Below are 18,358 nucleotides of genomic sequence, written 5' to 3'. Positions count from 1 at the left end.
AAACAACGGGCGTTCGTCGGACTTAAATCCCTCCTAGTATAAAAGGCTGAAAAAATCGCAACATGACATAGGAGTCTTGGTCACAATTGTAAACTATATAAAAAACCAACAGGTTTAAAAAACCTTAAAAAATTACAAATATGAAAACCTCATTAAAAGCATTATTTGCAACTGCTATGACAGCAGTGGTATTGTCTTCTTCAGTATTAACTTCAGTAGCTGCCGTAAAAAGCAGGGAGCTTAAAGTGATGACTGCAAACAATGAAATCAAAAAAGTTATCATTACAGGGAATACCAAAGTTTTCCTTGTGCAAAGCAAAACGGAGTATGTAACGATGGAAGAAGGTGATATGGATAAGGTAACCGTTAAACAAATAGGAAATGAACTGCGCATCAGTTCATCTGAGAAATCACCTGTAACAGTAACGGTTTATGTAAGGGATATTTTCCGTGTGGATGCTTCAAATACTTGTGTTGTTAAAACCCTTGGTACGTTTAAGTTGAAATATCTGCAACTGATCCTAAAAGATGAGGCTGTAGCGAGGATTAAAGCGAATACTGAAAGTTTATATACTGTAATTAATGGTCATTCTAATTTAGAGTTGCTGGGATCAACAGGCAAACATATTTTAAAACATAATGGTATTGGAAAATTGAATACTGATAAATTTGCTGCTGTAGAGACTCATCAGGAACCAACAGAAGACGTAATGGCTAGTACAAGATAGGAAGCTATCCTGGCTTCGCTGAAAAAGGAGTATACTGTATTCCGGCTGGATATTGCTGCGCTGCGCTTGCAAGACCTTAGGCCGTCATACAGCATACTCCTTTTTTTTAGATCATCCATTTGCAGGGTGCATATAGCATAATGCTTAGATGCGACGCATATATATATATGATGTTTAGGGACAATGTATTTTCGACGGCATTTGCCCTAGAATTTTAACGAATCTATTGAAAGCTTTAGCAGAGACAGTATGACCGTTATTTAAGCTTAAAAATTTTGGTCGTAAAAAAACGGGCATTCGTCGAACTTATACACCTCATGGTATAATAGGCGAAATGATTTGCAACATTTGCAAAATGTCTGCGTCTTATCTGTAACAATATAAAAAAAACGGTTTAAGAGACCTTAAAAATTACAGAGATGAAAACTTCATTAAAAACATTATTTGCAGCTGTTATGACAGCATTAGTATTATCTTCTTCAGTATTAACTTCAGTAGCTGCTGAAAAAAACAGAGCGTTTAAAGTGACGACTGCAAATGATGAAATCAAAAAAATTATCGTAACAGGGAATACCAAAGTCTACCTTGTACAAAGCAATACCGAGTCTGTAACCATGGACGAAAATGATATTGATAAAGTATCCGTTAAGCAAATTGGGAATGAACTGCATATTAGTTCATCTGAAGCCTCACCTGTAGCAGTGACTGTGTACGTAAAAGATATTTTCCGTGTAGATGCTGCAAATACTTCTGTTGTTAAAACCGTTGGCACATTTAACCTGAAATATCTTCAGGTGATATTAAGAGATGATGCGGTAGCAAGGATCAAAGCTAATACTGAAAGTTTATATACTGTGACTGATGGCCGTGGTAATTTAGAGTTGCTGGGATCAACAGCAAAATATACTTTGAAAACCAATGGTATTGCAAAATTGAATACCAATAAATTTGATGCAAAAGCGACTACCTATTTACCTACAGCAATAGTTATGGCTAATGTAAGATAGTGCTTAAGAAGCTATCCTGGCTTCGCTGAAAAACCAGGTATCCTCATTTGTTACTGGAATATTGCTGCGCTGCGCTTGCAAGAGTCCTAGGTAACAAATGAGGATACCTGGTTTTTTTGGTTCATCTATTTGCAGGGTGCTTATAGCGAGATGGATTGGAAAGCTTTATCGCTTAGTAGTTTGTTAAATCTTCAGGTGTAACCCCGACCATTCCCCCTACAAAAACTAATTAAAAAACCTGTATGCTGTATGACGGCCTAGGGTCTTGCAAGCGCAGCGCAGCATTATCCAGACGGAATACAGCATACAGGTTTTTTTAATTTAGATCATCTCCAGGATCATAGACTATTCCCAGGCGTAGTTAGTTCTATATGGTTACAGATCAAATTTAATGCCTTGCGCCAGGGGTAACGTGTCTGCATAGTTAATGGTATTGGTCTGCCTGCGCATATATCCTTTCCAGGCATCCGATCCGCTTTCCCTTCCTCCGCCTGTTTCTTTTTCGCCGCCAAAGGCACCGCCTATTTCTGCTCCTGAAGTGCCGATATTTACGTTGGCAATTCCGCAGTCTGAGCCCGCTGAGGAAAGGAAAAATTCGGCTTCCCTTAAGTTGAGGGTCATGATCGCTGATGATAGGCCTTGTGGGACATCATTCTGTAAGGCAATAGCTTCTGTTAAGGTTTTGTATTTGATCAGGTAAAGAATGGGGGCAAAGGTTTCTTCCTGCACTACTTCATAATGATTTTTAACTTCTGCAATGCATGGTTTAACATAACACCCTGATTGATAAGTGTCACCTGTCAGTACGCCTCCTTCAACTACAAAGGTTGCCCCTTCGGCTTTGCCTTTTTCAATCGCTTTGGTGTAGGAACTCACTGCATCCTGATCGATCAATGGGCCAACATGGTTGTGCTGATCGAGCGGATCTCCGATCCGTAGTTGTCCATAAGCTTTGACCAGTTTATTTTTAAAATCCTCGTAGATGTCTTCATGAATGATCAGTCTCCGGGTAGAAGTACATCGCTGTCCGGCTGTGCCCACAGCACCAAACACGGCACCGATGATAGACATATCCAGGTCGGCTTCTTTAGAGATGATGATCGCATTGTTACCACCCAGTTCCAGGATGCTTCTGCCAAAGCGGGAGGCTACGGCAGCAGAGACGATCCTTCCTACCCGTGTAGAACCGGTGAAAGAGACCAGTGGGATACGTTTATCGTTGTTCATCAGGTTTCCTATTACATCATCGCTGATCAGGAGGGAGCTAATCCCTTCGGGCATTTCGTTTTCCTGAAGTACTTTGGCGAGGATACGGTGGCAGGCAATGCCGCACAAAGGGGTTTTTGAAGAAGGCTTCCAGATGCATACATTTCCGCAAACCAGGGCCAGGGCAGTATTCCAGCTCCATACGGCTACGGGGAAATTGAATGCAGAAATAATCCCGACAATTCCAAGCGGATGCCATTGTTCGTACATTCTGTGGTGAGGCCTTTCGGAGTGCATGGTTAAACCGTATAACTGACGGGAAAGGCCAACGGCAAAATCACAGATGTCTATCATTTCCTGCACTTCTCCAAATCCTTCCTGCAGGCTTTTACCCATTTCATAGGAGACAAGGGTACCTAAATCTTCTTTATGTATACGCAGGGCATCGCCCAGCTGACGTACAATGTCGCCGCGTTTTGGAGCCGGTATGCCCCGCCATGTATTAAAGGCACTTTGTGCCTGCTGCAGAACGGTTTCATAATCTTCTTTACCAGCCAGCTGGATCATGGCTATTTTTTTACCATCTACCGGTGAATAACTGCCGATAGTGCCTGTAGTGGCATCCCCACCCCAATTGCTGCCGGTGCTGTAAGCCGGATTTACTTCCAGGATACCTAAATTTTTTAAAACAGAATCGATACGAGTTTGCATAGCTGATAAATATTTGATATTTACAAATCAACAAAAAAAATCGTGAAAGGATGAATAAGCGGGCGCCTGATTTCGTGACCTGAATTTTACCGGATTAGCGTTAAGTTGACTTATATTTGTATCTTATTTAGGGAAGATCTCAACAGCAGGAAAAAATACACCCCTGCGCTATTCGCAATTTTTGCTGTTAAATTTAATATTATCAATCAATTACGGTTTATGTTGTTTGAATGTTGATAATTATTTCTATTGCATGCTACATAATACTGTAAACTTATAGTGTATTTTAGAAAAAAGGGAGCTGTTCTTTAAATATTCAACACAATGGAAGAGGAATTTTATTTTGATTTTAGTGATGATGCGCAGCGTTCAGTAGAGCGCTATGAAGAGATGATAAGGAACCAGGATCAGTACTTTTTTGATGCCCAGGCTTTTGAAAACATCATTGACTATTATATAGAGAAGAGTGATCCTGTAAAGGCACTCCAGGTGATAGAATATGCATTGAACCAGCATCCATATGCTGCTGTATTCTTAATTAAACAGGCACAATTGTACTTTGTGACCGACCAGACAGACAGGGCTTTTTTCTCTTTGCAGAAGGCAGAAATGCTGGAAGCCTCAGAGTCGGAGATCTATGTGCTGAGAGGAAATATTTACAATAGCCTGGAACGTTATGCCGAGGCGCTGGATAATTTTCAGATCGCTTTGACTTTTGCAGAAACTACCGATGAGATACTGCTGCAGATTGCTTATGTGTATCAAAACATGCTGGATTACGAAAGCGCCATCAAGTACATCAAGCAGAGCCTGGAGCAAAACATGGAAAATAAGGATGGATTGTATGAACTGGCTTTCTGTTATGATATTTTAGACAAACAAGAAGAAAGCATCCAGTTTTACCAGGAGTATATTGATAATGACCCCTATTCTTATGCGGCATGGTATAACCTGGCCAATTCTTATCACAAACTGGATCTTTTTGAAAAAGCAATTGATGCTTACGATTATGCCATCCTGATCAAGGATAATTTCGCATCTGCTTATTATAATAAAGGGAATGCCTTAGTGCAGCTTGACCGTTATGCCGAAGCGATAGAAGTTTATAAACAGACCTGGGAATATGAAAAGCCTAATGCGGATACGTATTGTGCTATCGGGGAATGTTATGAAAAGCTGGAGCAGATGGACGAAGCCCGTGCTTATTATAAAAAGTCTGTAAAGATGGATGGTAAAATGGCTGATGCCTGGTTTGGAATTGGTGTAACCCTGAATTTTGAGGACCGCTTTTTTGAATCCCTGCATTTTTATAAAAAAGCCATAGAGCTGGATGATGAAAATCCTGATTTCTGGTTTGCCATGGCCGATGCCTATTATAAATTGGGACAGATTGAACAGTCCGTAGAAGCTTATTATAAAGTATTGGAGTTTAATCCGCTGGATATAGAGGCCTGGCTGGACTTTTCTACCGTATTATATGAGCAGGGAAGATTACTGGAAGCATCTGAAACTATTGCTGATGGGATCAAGAACAATCCTGATGCAGCCGAGCTGTATTACAGGATGGTTGCTTATCTTTTTGCCCTGGGGCAGCATAATGATGCCATCGCTTACCTGGAAACCGCTCTGGTAACTGATCCGGATAAACATTATATATTATTCGAATACCTGCCGCAGTTACAGGATAACAGGGCCATTGTTGAAGTGATCAATAAATACATCAAGTAGCAGCTATTCTCCAAAAAAATTAAGACTATAATCATTTGAATATAGTCTTAATTTTTTATCACCTTTGCAGGCAGATATGAATTACCCATTAAATAACATTCCGGAACGTCCAGTAAAACCACGCCAGAGCGGCATTACTATGGTAATGGACAAAGGCCTTAGTTTAAGACAGACAGAAGATTTTATAGACGTTGCAGGTGTCCATTCGGACATTGTGAAACTGGGCTGGGCGACTTCTTTTGTAACGCCAAAGTTAAAAGAGAAACTTGATATTTACCGCAGTGCAGGTATACCTACCTATTTTGGGGGTACACTGTTTGAGGCTTTTATCATTCGTAACCAATTTGAAGATTATATCCGCGTACTGGAACAGTATGGTATGGAATACGCAGAAGTTTCTGACGGCTCCATAGAAATTGAGCATGATCTTAAGTGTGAATATATTGCAAAGCTGGCAAAACATGTTACGGTGATCTCTGAAGTAGGGTCTAAGGATGCGACAAAGATATTTGCACCTTATAAATGGATCAAGCTGATGAATGCCGAGATTGAAGCCGGTGCATGGAAAGTGATCGCTGAAGCCAGGGAAGGTGGAAATGTAGGTATCTACAGAGGATCAGGTGAAGTGCGCGAAGGATTGGTTGATGAGATCCTGACACAGATCCCGGCAGAAACAATTATCTGGGAAGCCCCGCAAAAAGAGCAGCAGGTATGGTTTATTAAACTGATCGGCACTAACGTGAATTTGGGAAATATTGCCCCAGCAGAAGTTATTCCATTGGAAACTATCCGTTTGGGATTAAGAGGGGATACGTTCGATTACTTTCTTAACCAGGGTAAGTAAGAGATTATTTCTGTAAGGCTGTAGATCGCATATGAGAACATTTGGACTAATTGGTTATCCGCTTACACATTCTTTTTCGAAGAAGTATTTTACCGAACAATTTGAACGTGACGGAACGGCCGATTGTGCCTATGAATTGTTCCCGCTGGAAGATATTAAGTCACTGTTGCCTCTAATTAGTGAAAATCATTCGCTGAATGGGCTTAACGTGACTATCCCCCATAAAGTTAATGTATTGCACTTTCTGGATGAGCTGGATGATGCCGCCCGCAAGATCGGTGCAGTAAATTGTATCGCTATCCGAAAAGATGGGGATAGAACAATATTAAAAGGATACAATACTGATGCCTACGGGTTTGAAGAATCACTAAAGCCCTATTTGAAGGAACATCATACCAAAGCTTTGATATTGGGTGATGGCGGCGCTGCTAAAGCAGTAAAGTATGCACTGGATCAGTTGAACATCGACTATCTTTCTGTAGTCAGAACAGCTGCCCCGCATGCCATTGTGTATGACGAAATCAGTGATGAACTGATGTCTACCCATCAGCTGATCATTAATACGACCCCATTGGGTACCTTTCCTAAGGTAGAGGCCGCTCCGGCTATTCCTTACCGTTTACTGACAGGTCAGCATTTGGCTTACGATCTGGTTTACAATCCGGAGGAAACAGCGTTTCTAAAGAGGGCAAAAGCGCAGGGGGCAATCATTAAAAATGGTTTGGAAATGCTGCACCTCCAGGCAGACCGTTCATGGACGATCTGGAATGCTTAACCCGATGAGGATGAAAAACTATTGCTTCAGCCTGATCTGTTTTTTACTGTGCTGCACTGCTGCCTGCACCAATGAAAGTTATTCGCCTAAACCCAGGGGATATTTTCAAATCTCTTTTCCTAAAAAAGAATACCAGAGTTACAATACCGGCTGCCCTTTTACTTTTGATTATCCAAGATACGCCAGGATTGGGGCCGACCAGGAGCGTGACGCTGGTAACTGCTGGAACAACCTGAATTTCCCCCAGTTCAATGCACGCCTTCATTTAACCTATTATGATGTTTCTTCTGCTAAGGAATATTACGGGCTGGTAGAAGATGCGCGGACACTGGCTTTTAAACATACGGTTAAGGCCAATGCCATCGACCAGAAACTGATTAATTTTCCGGAAAGAAAGGTTTATGGTGTATATTATGCTATTGAAGGAAATACTGCTTCATCGGTGCAGTTTTTTTTAACCGATAGTGCTAAACATTATTTCAGGGGTGCGCTCTATTTTAATGAGCGCCCGCAATATGATTCGATAGCTCCTGTAGTGAGTTTTATAAAGAAAGATATTGATCGTATGATCGATACCTTCAGATGGAAGAACTAAATATAATTTCTATGATCAATATTCAGCAATTTACTTTTAATCCGTACCAGGAGAACACTTATGTTTTATATGATGAAACAGGAGAATGTGTAATTATTGATCCGGGGATGTATGATGCAGGAGAACAGAATACGCTGGTAAACTGGATCAGGAAAAATGAACTTAAACCTGTATTATTATTAAATACCCATTGCCATCTGGATCACGTTTTTGGCAATAAATTTGTTTTTGACAACTGGAGTTTAAAACCTCAGTTTCATCTAGGGGAATTGCCTGTTTTACAATCTATTCCCGGTTATGCCCCGCAAATGGGATTACAATATGAGCTATCTCCGGAGCCTGAAGTTTATCTGGAAGAAACAGGGGCAATAAGTTTTGGCAACAGTACGCTGGAACTGATTTTTGCTCCCGGACACTCACCTGCACATTTATGCTTTTATGCCAGGGAAGATGATTTCGTGATTGGCGGTGATGTATTGTTCCATAACAGCATTGGCCGGACAGACCTGCCGGGTGGCAACCATGCACAATTGCTGAACAGCATCAGGGAAAAACTATTTGTACTTGCTGATAGCGTGAAAGTATATCCTGGTCACGGGCCATTCACCAATATCGGCTACGAGCGGCAAAATAATCCCTTTTTAAAATAAGTACCTGTATATTTGATTAAACGATCAAAAAATTGAACACAGCCCTCTATATTGCCCGCAGATATCTTTTTGCCAAGAAGTCTACCAATGCTATAAATATTATTTCTACGATATCTGTATTGGGGGTTTTTGTAGGAAGTGCGGCGCTGATCATTATCCTGTCTGTGTTTAATGGTTTTGGAGGTTTGGTGCTCAAAATGTTTAACACCATCACCCCACAGCTGGTAATCGCTCCGGCAAGGGGGAAGACTTTTGATCCCAATACAGCCTATTTCAGGCAGCTTAAACAAAATAAAAACATTTACTCTTACACAGAAGTGCTTTCTGAAAATGCATTGCTTAAATACCATGATAAACAATCGGTGGGACTAGTGAAAGGGGTAAGTACTGCCTACCTGAAAAATAAGAGCCTGGATAGCATTACCATCCAGGGGAAATTTGTAATTCAAAACAGCAGTGGTCCCAATGCGGTTATCGGCTCTGCCATACAAAATTATTTAATGGTAAACACCAATGATCCTTTTACACAGCTGGAGATCTTTTCTCCTAAAAAAGGGATGAAGACCACTTCCATTAACCCGGCAGATGATTTTACAGATCTGTCGATTCCGGTATCGGGTATTTTTGAGGTACAGCAGGATTTTGATAACATCGCTATCGTGCCCTTAAGTTTTGCACGAAAATTATTACAGGAAGATAAAAAGATCTCTTCTATTGAGATCAACCTGCAGAAAGGAATTGACCCTGCTGTTTTTCAGGCTAATATGGAAGACCAGTTAGGCAGCAATTTTGTAGTTAAGGATAGGATAGAGCAAAATAAAGCATTGTATAATATATTGGGTACAGAGAAATGGGCTGTATATATCATTCTGACTTTTATCCTGATCATTGCTATTTTTAATATTATTGGCTCTTTAACGATGCTGGTGATCGATAAGCTGAAGGACATTGCCATTCTGAGCAGTCTTGGGGCGGGGAAGGGCCTGATCAAAAGGATATTTCTTTTTGAAGGAATGATGATCACGATGGCGGGCTGTATTTTTGGTTTGATTGCCGGATTGCTCTTCTGTTTGCTGCAGCAGCGGTTTGGCTGGATCAAAATGTCGGAAGATAATCTGGTTTATCCTGTCGATTTGAGGTGGAAGGATTTTTTATTAGTCTTCGTTACGGTGAGTGTTTTCTCTTTTATGGCATCAGCTTTGTCATCTAATCTGAGCGTTAAGAACATTAATCATTTAAATCAAGATCTTTAACATGAAGTCTTTTAAACATGCATCCATTTTATTATTTGTATTGTCTGTTTTATTTGTTTCCTGTCAGCATAAAGCAGGAACATCTCAAAAAGATAATGTTAAAATAATTAAAGGGTTGTATAGCTATGGCCCTGAATTAAAGTCTTTTACTGACTGTGAGGAAGGGCGTGAATACTGGGTGGCGGACAGTGCCAAGACCCTTGAGCTTGCTTACAGCAAATTCAATTTCGAGAAACCATACGAGCCGGTTTATATCGAAGCCGAATGTCATATCATCAAATCTGACAGCTTGATGGTATCGTCGGACTTTGACTCTACACTGGTGGTGACCAAATTGATCAAAATCACCAAAGAAATTCCCGACGGTCCCTGTAACCAATAGTCTTTATTTTGTCACATAAAGATCTTTTGTGATTTCAGGAATAATCCCTTTTTCGTGTGCCATTTCAAAGAGAATATCGATAGCTTTTCTACCTTCGGTACCCAGATCGATAGAATATTGATTAACGTATAACTCTATGTGTTTGTACATTACTGCTTCTTCCATTGCCTGTGCGTGACTGGAAATAAAGTCAATCCCTGATTTGGGGTTTTCAAAAGCAAATTCTACAGATTTGCGGATCAGCCTGTTTACTTTCAGTTGGATTTCGTAATCAAGGCTGCGGTTGATCACAATGCCGCCCAGAGGAATGGCACAGCCTGTTAGCTCTTCCCAATGGCTGCCCAGGTCTAAAATTTTATGCAGTCCTTTATCCTGATAAGTGAAGCGGTTTTCGTGGATAATTAGTCCCAGATCAATCTCTTTATTTAACAGTGCGTCTTCGATTTCCGAGAAAACCATTACCTGTTTGTTCCGTACATTGGGAAAAGCAATACCCAATAAAAAATTTGCTGTGGTCAGTTTTCCCGGGATACCTATCCTCAGCGGGGAATTTTCCATTTTCAATTGTTCGCTGTGAACCAGCGATTCATCGGCACAAATTACCAGGGGGCCAACGCCAAATCCCAATGCACTTCCTGAATCCAGTAAAGCATATTTATCAGCCACGTAAGCAAAAGCATGAAAACTAAGCTTGGTGATATCCAATTCCCCTTTCATAGCCTTTTGATTTAGTGTTTCCACATCGTCAAATACCACTTCAAAATCTAATCCTTCCGTATCAATTTTATGGTGGATCAGCGCATCAAAAATAAAAGTATCATTAGGGCAGGGAGAAAATCCAAGTGTTAGTTTCATAGGGGCAAATGTAGGGAGTTCTAAAAAGCGGTTGGTTAACTGGTTGTCAAAAATTCAATTGCCCATTCATTTAAGTTTTTTACTGCCAGGCCAATTTTCCAGGCTTCACGGTTCCGCTCTTCCACATAATTGGAAATACTTCTCACCTGTAAACAAGGGGTTTCAGTTTGTGCACAGCAGTAAAACACTGCGGCACCTTCCATGCTTTCTGTAACCGGGTTTAAGCGTTTGATAATAGCTTCAATACTTGTTTTGTTCCCGTGTACTTTGTTTACGGTAATACCATTCACTTGTTGCAGGGCCAGAAAACCCGGTGTTTTCAGCTCATTGGCTGCGCTGTAGCTGCTCCTGCCAAATCCCAGTAGGTCAATGGGTAAAAACTCGTCCCGGTCTTCGGCGCCCAGTTCCGAAAATTCGTCACTGGTCACGTTTAAAATACTACCCAGGGGGATGGTCTGATCGTAGCAGCCTGCAATGCCCAGGTTGACTACCAGTTCATAGTGAGGTGAAAGATGCCGGCCAAGGGCAAATGCTGTTGCTGTCATGCCTACGCCCGTAATGAGAAGATCAAATTTAGGTGTTGGTATAAAATTTCCTTCAGGCAAATTGAAGGCCGTACATAAGCCTGATAATTCGGCCCTGGTGGCTGCTACAATCAATATTTTCATTTAACGAAGTTACGTGATTTAGCCTTACCATGTCAAAGCTTGTATTAAACTTTCTACTTTAACCTTTCTGCGTATATTTGCAGTCTATTATAATAATAATGATTTATATAACGCGCAAAGAATCTTTTAATGCTGCACATAAACTGGCGAGACCAGACTGGTCTGAGGAGCATAACCTGGAAGTTTATGGTAAATGTGCTAACCCTAACTGGCATGGTCATAATTACCAGTTGTTTGTTACTGTAAAAGGAGAAATCAATCCTGAAACTGGTTTTCTGGTGGATTTGAAGTGGTTAAAAGAAATTATCAATGAGTTTATCGTGGATAAACTTGACCATAGAAACCTGAACCTGGATGTAGACTTTATGAAAGATAAACTGGCTTCTACGGAAAATCTGGCTGTTGCGATCTGGGAGCAGCTAACTCCTCATATCAACGCAGGTGGCGCACAGTTGCACTGTGTTAAAATTTACGAGACCGAAAATAACCTGGTAGAATACTTCGGTTAATTAAAACAGACATAATGGAGAACCATACACAAGATCTCTTTGAAGAAGAGAACGAAGGCTATATCAAGGTAGACCGCTATAATCCGGCAAAAATAGAAGCAATTTCCAGTCACTATACAGACATACTGCGTCAGCTTGGGGAAAACCCGGAGCGGGAGGGCTTGTTAAAAACCCCTGAACGCGTAGCTAAGTCACTGCAGTACCTTACCCATGGATATGACCTTAAGCCAGCGGAGATATTACGCTCGGCCATGTTTAAAGAAGATTATAGCCAAATGGTGGTGGTAAAAGATATAGAGGTCTATTCGATGTGTGAGCATCATATGCTTCCATTTTTTGGGAAGGCGCATGTGGCCTATATTCCTAACGGACATATTGTAGGGCTCAGCAAGATCCCGCGTGTGGTTGATGCCTTTGCCAGAAGATTGCAGGTGCAGGAGCGCTTAACCAATGAGATCAGGGATTGTATTCAGGAAACGTTAAACCCGGCAGGTGTAGCTGTAGTAATCGAATGCCAGCATTTATGTATGGCAATGAGAGGGATACAAAAACAGAACTCAGTAACCACTACTTCAGCTTTTACCGGTGAGTTTGCCAAAGACAAAACCAGGGCAGAGTTTTTGAGATTAATTACCGCCAAATTACATTAAACATAAAAATTTAAACAGTATCGCCCTTTAGGGGTTATTATCATAAGATCAGCACAAATGAAAGCATATTTATTTCCAGGACAAGGGGCACAATTTTCAGGTATGGGTAAGGAACTGTATGAGCAGGAAATGGCCAGGGAGTTGTTTGAAAAAGCAAATGATATCATTGGATTTCGCATCAGTGACATCATGTTTTCCGGTACGGAAGAAGAATTGAGACAAACTAACGTGACCCAGCCAGCTATATTCCTGCACTCTGTTATCCTGGCAAAGTCGCTTGGTGATGACTTTAAACCTGATATGGTTGCCGGACATTCTCTTGGAGAGTTTTCTGCATTGGTGGCTGCATCGGCTATTTCTTTTGAAGATGGTTTAAAATTGGTAATTGCCCGTGCTAACGCAATGCAAAAGGCTTGTGAATTGCAGCCTTCTACCATGGCAGCGATCTTGGGATTAGCTGATGAGGTAGTAGAAAAAATATGCGCAGAGATTGATGAAGTTGTTGTTGCAGCCAATTATAACTGCCCGGGCCAGCTGGTGATCTCCGGAAGTATTGAAGGTATCGATATTGCCTGTGAGAAATTAACTGCTGCCGGTGCTAAAAGAGCATTAAAGCTGAATGTTGGCGGTGCCTTCCATTCGCCTTTAATGGAGCCTGCACGTATAGAATTAAAAGAAGCGATAGAGAATACAACTATACTGCCTCCGGTATGTCCCATTTACCAGAATGTTGACCCGCGGGCACAAACAGACCCTGAAAAGATCAAGTTTAATTTAATTACACAGCTAACAGGGGCTGTGAGATGGACGCAGACCGTAGAGCAAATGCTTGCCGACGGTGCTGATGAATTTATTGAAGTAGGTCCCGGAAATGTATTGCAGGGATTGGTTAAAAAAGTAAACAGGGCAGTTCAAACCAGCTCTGCAGCTGTACCGGTTTAATCCTGATCACATAAATTATCCGGCGTGAATATAGGGGTTAAAATAAGATTTCTTTTATTGATTCTGGGAATATGCTGTATCGTTACGGCGTTGTCATTAAAACATTCCATTACGAAGAAAGACCTGCTTCGGCACGAGGCAGGTATTCTTCAGGAGAACCTTGCGCAAAAAGAACGGATAGTTTATAAATTTCTGGCAGACCGCCGGCAGATGCAACGGGCAAGCCAGCTGCATCAGAATGAAAATTATGCATTAAATTTTATTCAGAACCTCAGGCCTGAAGGGATCAACCTGCTTACCTACGATCACTCCACACTCCAGTTCTGGAGTTCTTTTGGGGCTATTCCGCCTGATCCTGAAAAAATAAAAGAAGGATCTTCTTTTGTACAGTTCCCTAACGGCTGGTATGAAGTGATCAGGAAAACACAGGGTAATTTTTCCATGCTTTTCCTGATCGAGGTAAAGAACCAGTACAGTATTCAGAATCGCTATCTGAAAAATGGTATAGCAAACAAGCTGCTGGCCAATAACTCTCTGTCGCTGGCTTCTTTTATGGACGAGGAAGTCTATGATATCCTGAACCTGGATGGTAAATTACTGTTTGAGGTGAAGCTCAATCCCAGTTATACACAGGGTGTATATGCCACCATACAGGTTTGGTTATGGGTGATCGGTTTATTTTGTTTTGCTTTATTTATCAATTCGTTTTGCGCCTGGCTGGTGAAAAGGGGACATCTAATCAAAGGTACGCTACTACTGAGCGTGTTTTTTCTGGCAATCAGGTTTACAGATCTTCAATATGAATGGTTTAACCACCAGTTTAACCTGGAGATCTTTAGTCCTTCTATTTATGCGGAAAGTTACTTTTTACCCTCTCTCGGAGATTTTCTGCTCAACGTACTGGCCATTACCTGGGTAGTATTGTTTATTTACACCTATAAAGAGAAATACCGGCTTCCATACTGGATTATCAGGAGCAAGACCGCAGGTTTGGCTTTTCATGCGTTGCTGCTGCTGGTCTTTTCGGGGATCGCATTTTTAATCAACTCCATTTTTTTTGGGCTCATTTTTAATTCAAAGCTCAATTTTGATATTACTAATATTGTTAACCTAAGCTGGCTAAGCTGGGTTTGTATTATTTTACTCTGTCTGGTTTGGTTCAATGTGTATTTAGTGGCCTGTATCAGTATTGAATTGACCAGGAGCCTGAAGGTTACAAACAAACAACGCCTGCTCTTATTCGCTTCTTTTTTCCTGCTGTACTTCATTTATATGTTGTGTACCGCATTTACGATTTTTTTTATTGCCTACGCGCTATTCTTATTTATCCTTGCCTATAATATCTATATCCAGCATAATAAATTTTCTATTGGTATTTTTGCGGCTATTTTCTTTTCCCTGGCTTTTATTTCCTCCGTTAAATATTTAAAATTCAATGATATAAAGGAGCGGAACAACCGTTATGTGATTGCCGAACGGTTGCAATCTTCTGATGACCCCAAGGTAATTAACTCCATAGAGAGCCTGGGAAACGGGATTTCGAATGACCTTTTTATAGCCGACTATTTTAAAAGCCCTGGTCCGAACAGGCACCTGGCTTTACAGAATTATATCAACAAAACCTTTTTAGATGGTTATCTTTCACCTTTTGAGCACAATTTCTATGAGTTCAGTGCCATAGATTCAGCGGCTATACGGAGGGATGAGCAGTCATTACAGCACTATCAGAACCTGGTGAAATCGGGCTCTGTAAAGATCTCCAATTTTTTTTACCGCCTGAATGATACTTTTGGTTATCAGAATTATTTTGGTATCATTCCGATTTTCGATGAAAATCATATTCTCGGTACTTTAGTCATAGAACTGAAGTCGCAGCAGTACAATTATAACAGCCAGTTTCCGGAGATCCTGATCGATGGTAAATTGAAGACCGATGATGATTATAGTAATTATTCTTTTGCGTTTTACAACAACAATAAGCTGATTAAACAATCGGGAAAGTATACCTATAAATTAGCTAATACAGACTTTAAAGGTAAACTCGGTGAATCTGTTATTGTAAATGATACCAAACAGGGCTACAGTCACCTGATCTATTCGGCCAGTAATTCCAAGATCATAGTAATCAGTAAAGAAAAGGTTGATTATATCGTTCGTTTGGCGGCATTGTCTTTCTTTTTTCTGGTTTTTATTATTTTTTCTGTGTCGGTGTACATCCTGATCTGGTTGCTGAAAAATATTGACCAGAGCTGGGGAGGCTGGTTTAACATCAACCGCTCGCTGATGATCAATGCCAATAAAATATTATACAAGACCAGGATACAGCTTTCTATTGTTCTCTCGGTAGTGGCTACTTTGCTAATTGTTGGCTGGTCGACCTTCTTTTATATCCGGGATGAATACCGTAAACAACAGGAAGATTTTATCAGGGAGAAGATCAGAAAAGTACAGCTCTCTTATGAGAAGCAGATCTTTGCTACGGGAATACCAAAGAACACGGATCAGGCTGTAGTTAATTTTGATCAGTTTGCTGATATCAACTCTGCTTATCTGAACCTGTTTAGCGTAAATGGAGATCTTCTGTTCACTTCGTTACCGAAGATGTATGATTATGGGATCATAGGCGCTAAGATGGGCTCGAAGGCTTATATCTACCTCAAGCAACTGCAACGGTCAGAATATTCTAACCCTACTGAAACCATAGGAGAGTTTACCTATTCCTCCGCCTATGCGCCTATCCGTAATGCACAAAATCAAACCGTTGCTTATATAGGCCTTCCTTATTATGCCAATGAGGCCGACTACCAGAATAAGATAGGGCTTTTTATCAATACACTGATCAATATCTATGCATTGGTATTTGTAGCGATCGGGGTGCTGGCCGTATTCCTGGCCAACCAGATTACCAGCCCGCTGACATTTATCCAGGAAAGCATCAGGAAAACAAAACTGGGACAGAGGAACCAGCCTATTTTATGGTCGAGGCATGATGAGATCGGCTCACTGATTAAGGAATATAATAAAATGATTGCTGCATTGGAAGATAGTGCCGTGAAACTGGCTAAGTCTGAAAGAGAAAGTGCATGGAGGGAAATGGCTAAGCAGGTGGCGCATGAAATTAAAAATCCGCTCACCCCGTTAAAACTGGGTGTTCAGCTGCTGGAAAAATCATGGAAAGAGAACGACCCCAATTTTGCGCTCAAATTTGAAAGATTTTATAAGTCTTTCATCGAACAAATTGATAGTCTGGCCACTATTGCTTCTGAATTTTCCAACTTTGCGAAAATGCCGGATACCAAGCTGGAGCAGTTGCTGCTTATTCCCATTATAGAACAGAGCAGGGATGTTTTCATCCATACCAAAAATGCAGAAATTTATATATTCAATTTAACTAACAGGGAAGTACTGGTACTGGGAGATAAAGACCAGCTGCTGCGTTCATTTAATAACCTGATGAAGAATGCTATTGAGGCGGCTACGATGAAGGATAAATGCCTTATCCAGATCAAGATCACTAACGACTCCGACTATGTATGGGTAGAAGTGGGGGATAATGGAAAAGGAATTGACAGCGATTTGCAGGAGAAGATATTCGTCCCTAATTTTACCACTAAATCTTCGGGTACAGGATTAGGGTTAGCTTTTGTTAAACAAGCCGTTGAGAATGCGGGAGGAACGGTCAATTTTGAGTCGGCTGAAGCTACAGGAACTGTGTTTTATTTGAGCTTCCCGCTGGTTCAATCCTAAATAACCGTTATTTCAGCAATATGGCGGCTTTTCCTATGGATGCTCCATCGGTATATAAGATGACAGAATAACTTCCTTTGATAAATGGTTTCGGATTTACCCATTCTATTGGATAAACGGTGTTGTCATTGTTGTAAGAGATAGTGATCATTTCACTGTACTGCATTTCCTGTCCATCTGCTTCGAACATATTGGTTTCATTGGCAATCAAATTACCGGAAGGATCGAAAATGCGGATGTAGATTTTGCGATAGCCCTTTTCTGCCAGCTGATTAGGGATAATGTTAAAATAAGTAATGAGTTTTTTTGCTGCCGAGGCTTTGGATACTTCTACGTTTTTACCGCTGCTTTTTACTTTGAAGGCCATCAAATGCTCATTAAATGCCTTCAGTACAGCATTACTCTTCACCTTGGCATCCAGCTCTACATTTTTCTTTTCCAGGGTTTCTGCCTTGGCATTGACCGTAGTTACAGACTTGCTCAGGCTGTCGCGTTCCGTTTTGAGGTAGGAGTTTTCCTTTTCCAGGCGGGACAGACCATCTTTATAATCTATCAGGAATGATTTTAGTTTTTGTAATTCTTTTTGTGCTGAAATGAGTTCCGCTTGTGTAACGGTTCCCTTTTGCAATTCTTTTTTTAATTCTGCAATTTTTGCCCTTGCCTGTTGCTGCTCATTTTGAAGTTTTTCCGTTAAGGATACATTCATCAGGTTAACCTTATCGAATTCTACTTCTGTTTTTTCTACCTCTAATTTTAATCTGTCTTTTTCGGTATTTGTGGTAACAAAACGTTCTTTTTCGTGTTTGTCCTTGAAGAATAAAAAGGCATTAATGCCCAGTAAGGCTAAAATAACGACGATTAAAAAATATATTTTATTGCGGTCTCCTTTGTTTACGGGATCTTTTTGGTCTAACATTTGAAATCAAAAATTGAGTTTTTTGGTGAATTGCCCTTTGCTATGCCTTCATAAAAAAAAACGAACATAGAATAAATAATATAATTTTGTCGTAAAAAATATCTGAAATTGTATAAGACCATTAAAAAAAATCGTTTAATTGCTGAAACGGGGAAAAGCAATGTATCATATATTCCTCTGTTTAGCTTACTA

General features: G+C 40.6%; 17 protein-coding genes. 13 read left to right on the top strand and 4 right to left on the bottom strand.

What is annotated here, in order from left to right:
* Positions 1 to 140 precede the first annotated feature (140 nt).
* On the top strand, positions 141 to 728 hold the full coding sequence (locus GSQ84_RS18190; RefSeq protein ID WP_158798689.1) for a GIN domain-containing protein: 588 nt from the start codon (positions 141 to 143) through the stop codon (positions 726 to 728).
* Positions 729 to 1,147: 419 nt separating this feature from the next.
* Positions 1,148 to 1,735, top strand: a complete 588-nt coding sequence (locus GSQ84_RS18185; protein WP_158798688.1) for a GIN domain-containing protein — start codon at positions 1,148 to 1,150, stop codon at positions 1,733 to 1,735.
* A gap of 375 nt (positions 1,736 to 2,110) precedes the next feature.
* Here GSQ84_RS18185 and GSQ84_RS18180 read toward each other — a convergent pair whose 3' ends face one another.
* Entirely contained in the window at positions 2,111 to 3,652 is a 1,542-nt protein-coding gene (locus GSQ84_RS18180; protein ID WP_158798687.1) for an aldehyde dehydrogenase family protein, read from the bottom strand.
* A gap of 324 nt (positions 3,653 to 3,976) precedes the next feature.
* Here GSQ84_RS18180 and GSQ84_RS18175 point away from each other — a divergent pair, with 324 nt between their 5' ends.
* The 7 genes from GSQ84_RS18175 to GSQ84_RS18145 all read left to right on the top strand — a co-directional run bounded on the left by GSQ84_RS18175 (position 3,977) and on the right by GSQ84_RS18145 (position 9,879).
* Entirely contained in the window at positions 3,977 to 5,380 is a 1,404-nt protein-coding gene (locus GSQ84_RS18175; protein ID WP_158798686.1) for a lipopolysaccharide assembly protein LapB, read from the top strand.
* A gap of 76 nt (positions 5,381 to 5,456) precedes the next feature.
* A complete protein-coding gene (locus tag GSQ84_RS18170; RefSeq protein ID WP_158798685.1) occupies positions 5,457 to 6,224 on the top strand; it encodes a phosphosulfolactate synthase in 768 nt (255 codons plus the stop codon).
* Between the two features lie 31 nt (positions 6,225 to 6,255).
* Entirely contained in the window at positions 6,256 to 6,999 is a 744-nt protein-coding gene (locus GSQ84_RS18165) for a shikimate dehydrogenase (protein WP_158798684.1), read from the top strand.
* Positions 7,000 to 7,009: 10 nt separating this feature from the next.
* On the top strand, positions 7,010 to 7,594 hold the full coding sequence (gldD, locus tag GSQ84_RS18160; RefSeq protein ID WP_371416394.1) for a gliding motility lipoprotein GldD: 585 nt from the start codon (positions 7,010 to 7,012) through the stop codon (positions 7,592 to 7,594).
* Between the two features lie 11 nt (positions 7,595 to 7,605).
* A complete protein-coding gene (locus GSQ84_RS18155) occupies positions 7,606 to 8,244 on the top strand; it encodes an MBL fold metallo-hydrolase (protein WP_158798683.1) in 639 nt (212 codons plus the stop codon).
* A 32-nt stretch (positions 8,245 to 8,276) separates the two neighbouring features.
* On the top strand, positions 8,277 to 9,497 hold the full coding sequence (locus GSQ84_RS18150; RefSeq protein ID WP_158798682.1) for an ABC transporter permease: 1,221 nt from the start codon (positions 8,277 to 8,279) through the stop codon (positions 9,495 to 9,497).
* A 1-nt stretch (position 9,498) separates the two neighbouring features.
* The gene (locus tag GSQ84_RS18145) at positions 9,499 to 9,879 is read left to right on the top strand and encodes a hypothetical protein (RefSeq protein ID WP_158798681.1); all 381 of its coding nucleotides are present in this window, start codon (positions 9,499 to 9,501) and stop codon (positions 9,877 to 9,879) included.
* A 3-nt stretch (positions 9,880 to 9,882) separates the two neighbouring features.
* On the opposite strand, the gene GSQ84_RS18140 is transcribed toward GSQ84_RS18145, so the two are convergent.
* Positions 9,883 to 10,734 (bottom strand): menaquinone biosynthesis family protein, encoded by an 852-nt coding sequence (locus GSQ84_RS18140; RefSeq protein WP_158798680.1) that lies wholly within the window; start codon positions 10,732 to 10,734, stop codon positions 9,883 to 9,885.
* A gap of 35 nt (positions 10,735 to 10,769) precedes the next feature.
* Complete coding sequence (mqnB, locus tag GSQ84_RS18135; RefSeq protein ID WP_158798679.1) at positions 10,770 to 11,402, bottom strand: futalosine hydrolase; 633 nt, start codon at positions 11,400 to 11,402, stop codon at positions 10,770 to 10,772.
* A 98-nt stretch (positions 11,403 to 11,500) separates the two neighbouring features.
* Here mqnB and GSQ84_RS18130 point away from each other — a divergent pair, with 98 nt between their 5' ends.
* The 4 genes from GSQ84_RS18130 to GSQ84_RS18115 are packed head-to-tail and all read left to right on the top strand — an operon-like array spanning position 11,501 to position 17,250.
* On the top strand, positions 11,501 to 11,911 hold the full coding sequence (locus tag GSQ84_RS18130) for a 6-carboxytetrahydropterin synthase (RefSeq protein ID WP_158798678.1): 411 nt from the start codon (positions 11,501 to 11,503) through the stop codon (positions 11,909 to 11,911).
* 14 nt (positions 11,912 to 11,925) lie between these two features.
* Positions 11,926 to 12,561: a GTP cyclohydrolase I FolE gene (gene folE, locus GSQ84_RS18125; protein WP_158798677.1), complete on the top strand. Its 636-nt coding sequence runs from the start codon at positions 11,926 to 11,928 to the stop codon at positions 12,559 to 12,561.
* A gap of 57 nt (positions 12,562 to 12,618) precedes the next feature.
* Entirely contained in the window at positions 12,619 to 13,503 is an 885-nt protein-coding gene (fabD, locus tag GSQ84_RS18120; RefSeq protein WP_158798676.1) for an ACP S-malonyltransferase, read from the top strand.
* Positions 13,504 to 13,560: 57 nt separating this feature from the next.
* Complete coding sequence (locus tag GSQ84_RS18115) at positions 13,561 to 17,250, top strand: HAMP domain-containing sensor histidine kinase (RefSeq protein WP_158798675.1); 3,690 nt, start codon at positions 13,561 to 13,563, stop codon at positions 17,248 to 17,250.
* A 7-nt stretch (positions 17,251 to 17,257) separates the two neighbouring features.
* On the opposite strand, the gene GSQ84_RS18110 is transcribed toward GSQ84_RS18115, so the two are convergent.
* Complete coding sequence (locus tag GSQ84_RS18110; RefSeq protein ID WP_158798674.1) at positions 17,258 to 18,166, bottom strand: hypothetical protein; 909 nt, start codon at positions 18,164 to 18,166, stop codon at positions 17,258 to 17,260.
* Positions 18,167 to 18,358: the final 192 nt, after the last annotated feature.

Origin of the sequence: Pedobacter sp. L105, from assembly GCF_009765875.1 — a bacterium.
Lineage (GTDB): Bacteria > Bacteroidota > Bacteroidia > Sphingobacteriales > Sphingobacteriaceae > Pedobacter.
The sequence above is the reverse complement of the archived record's forward strand: the minus strand, read 5'-3'. Positions and strand labels throughout refer to the sequence as shown.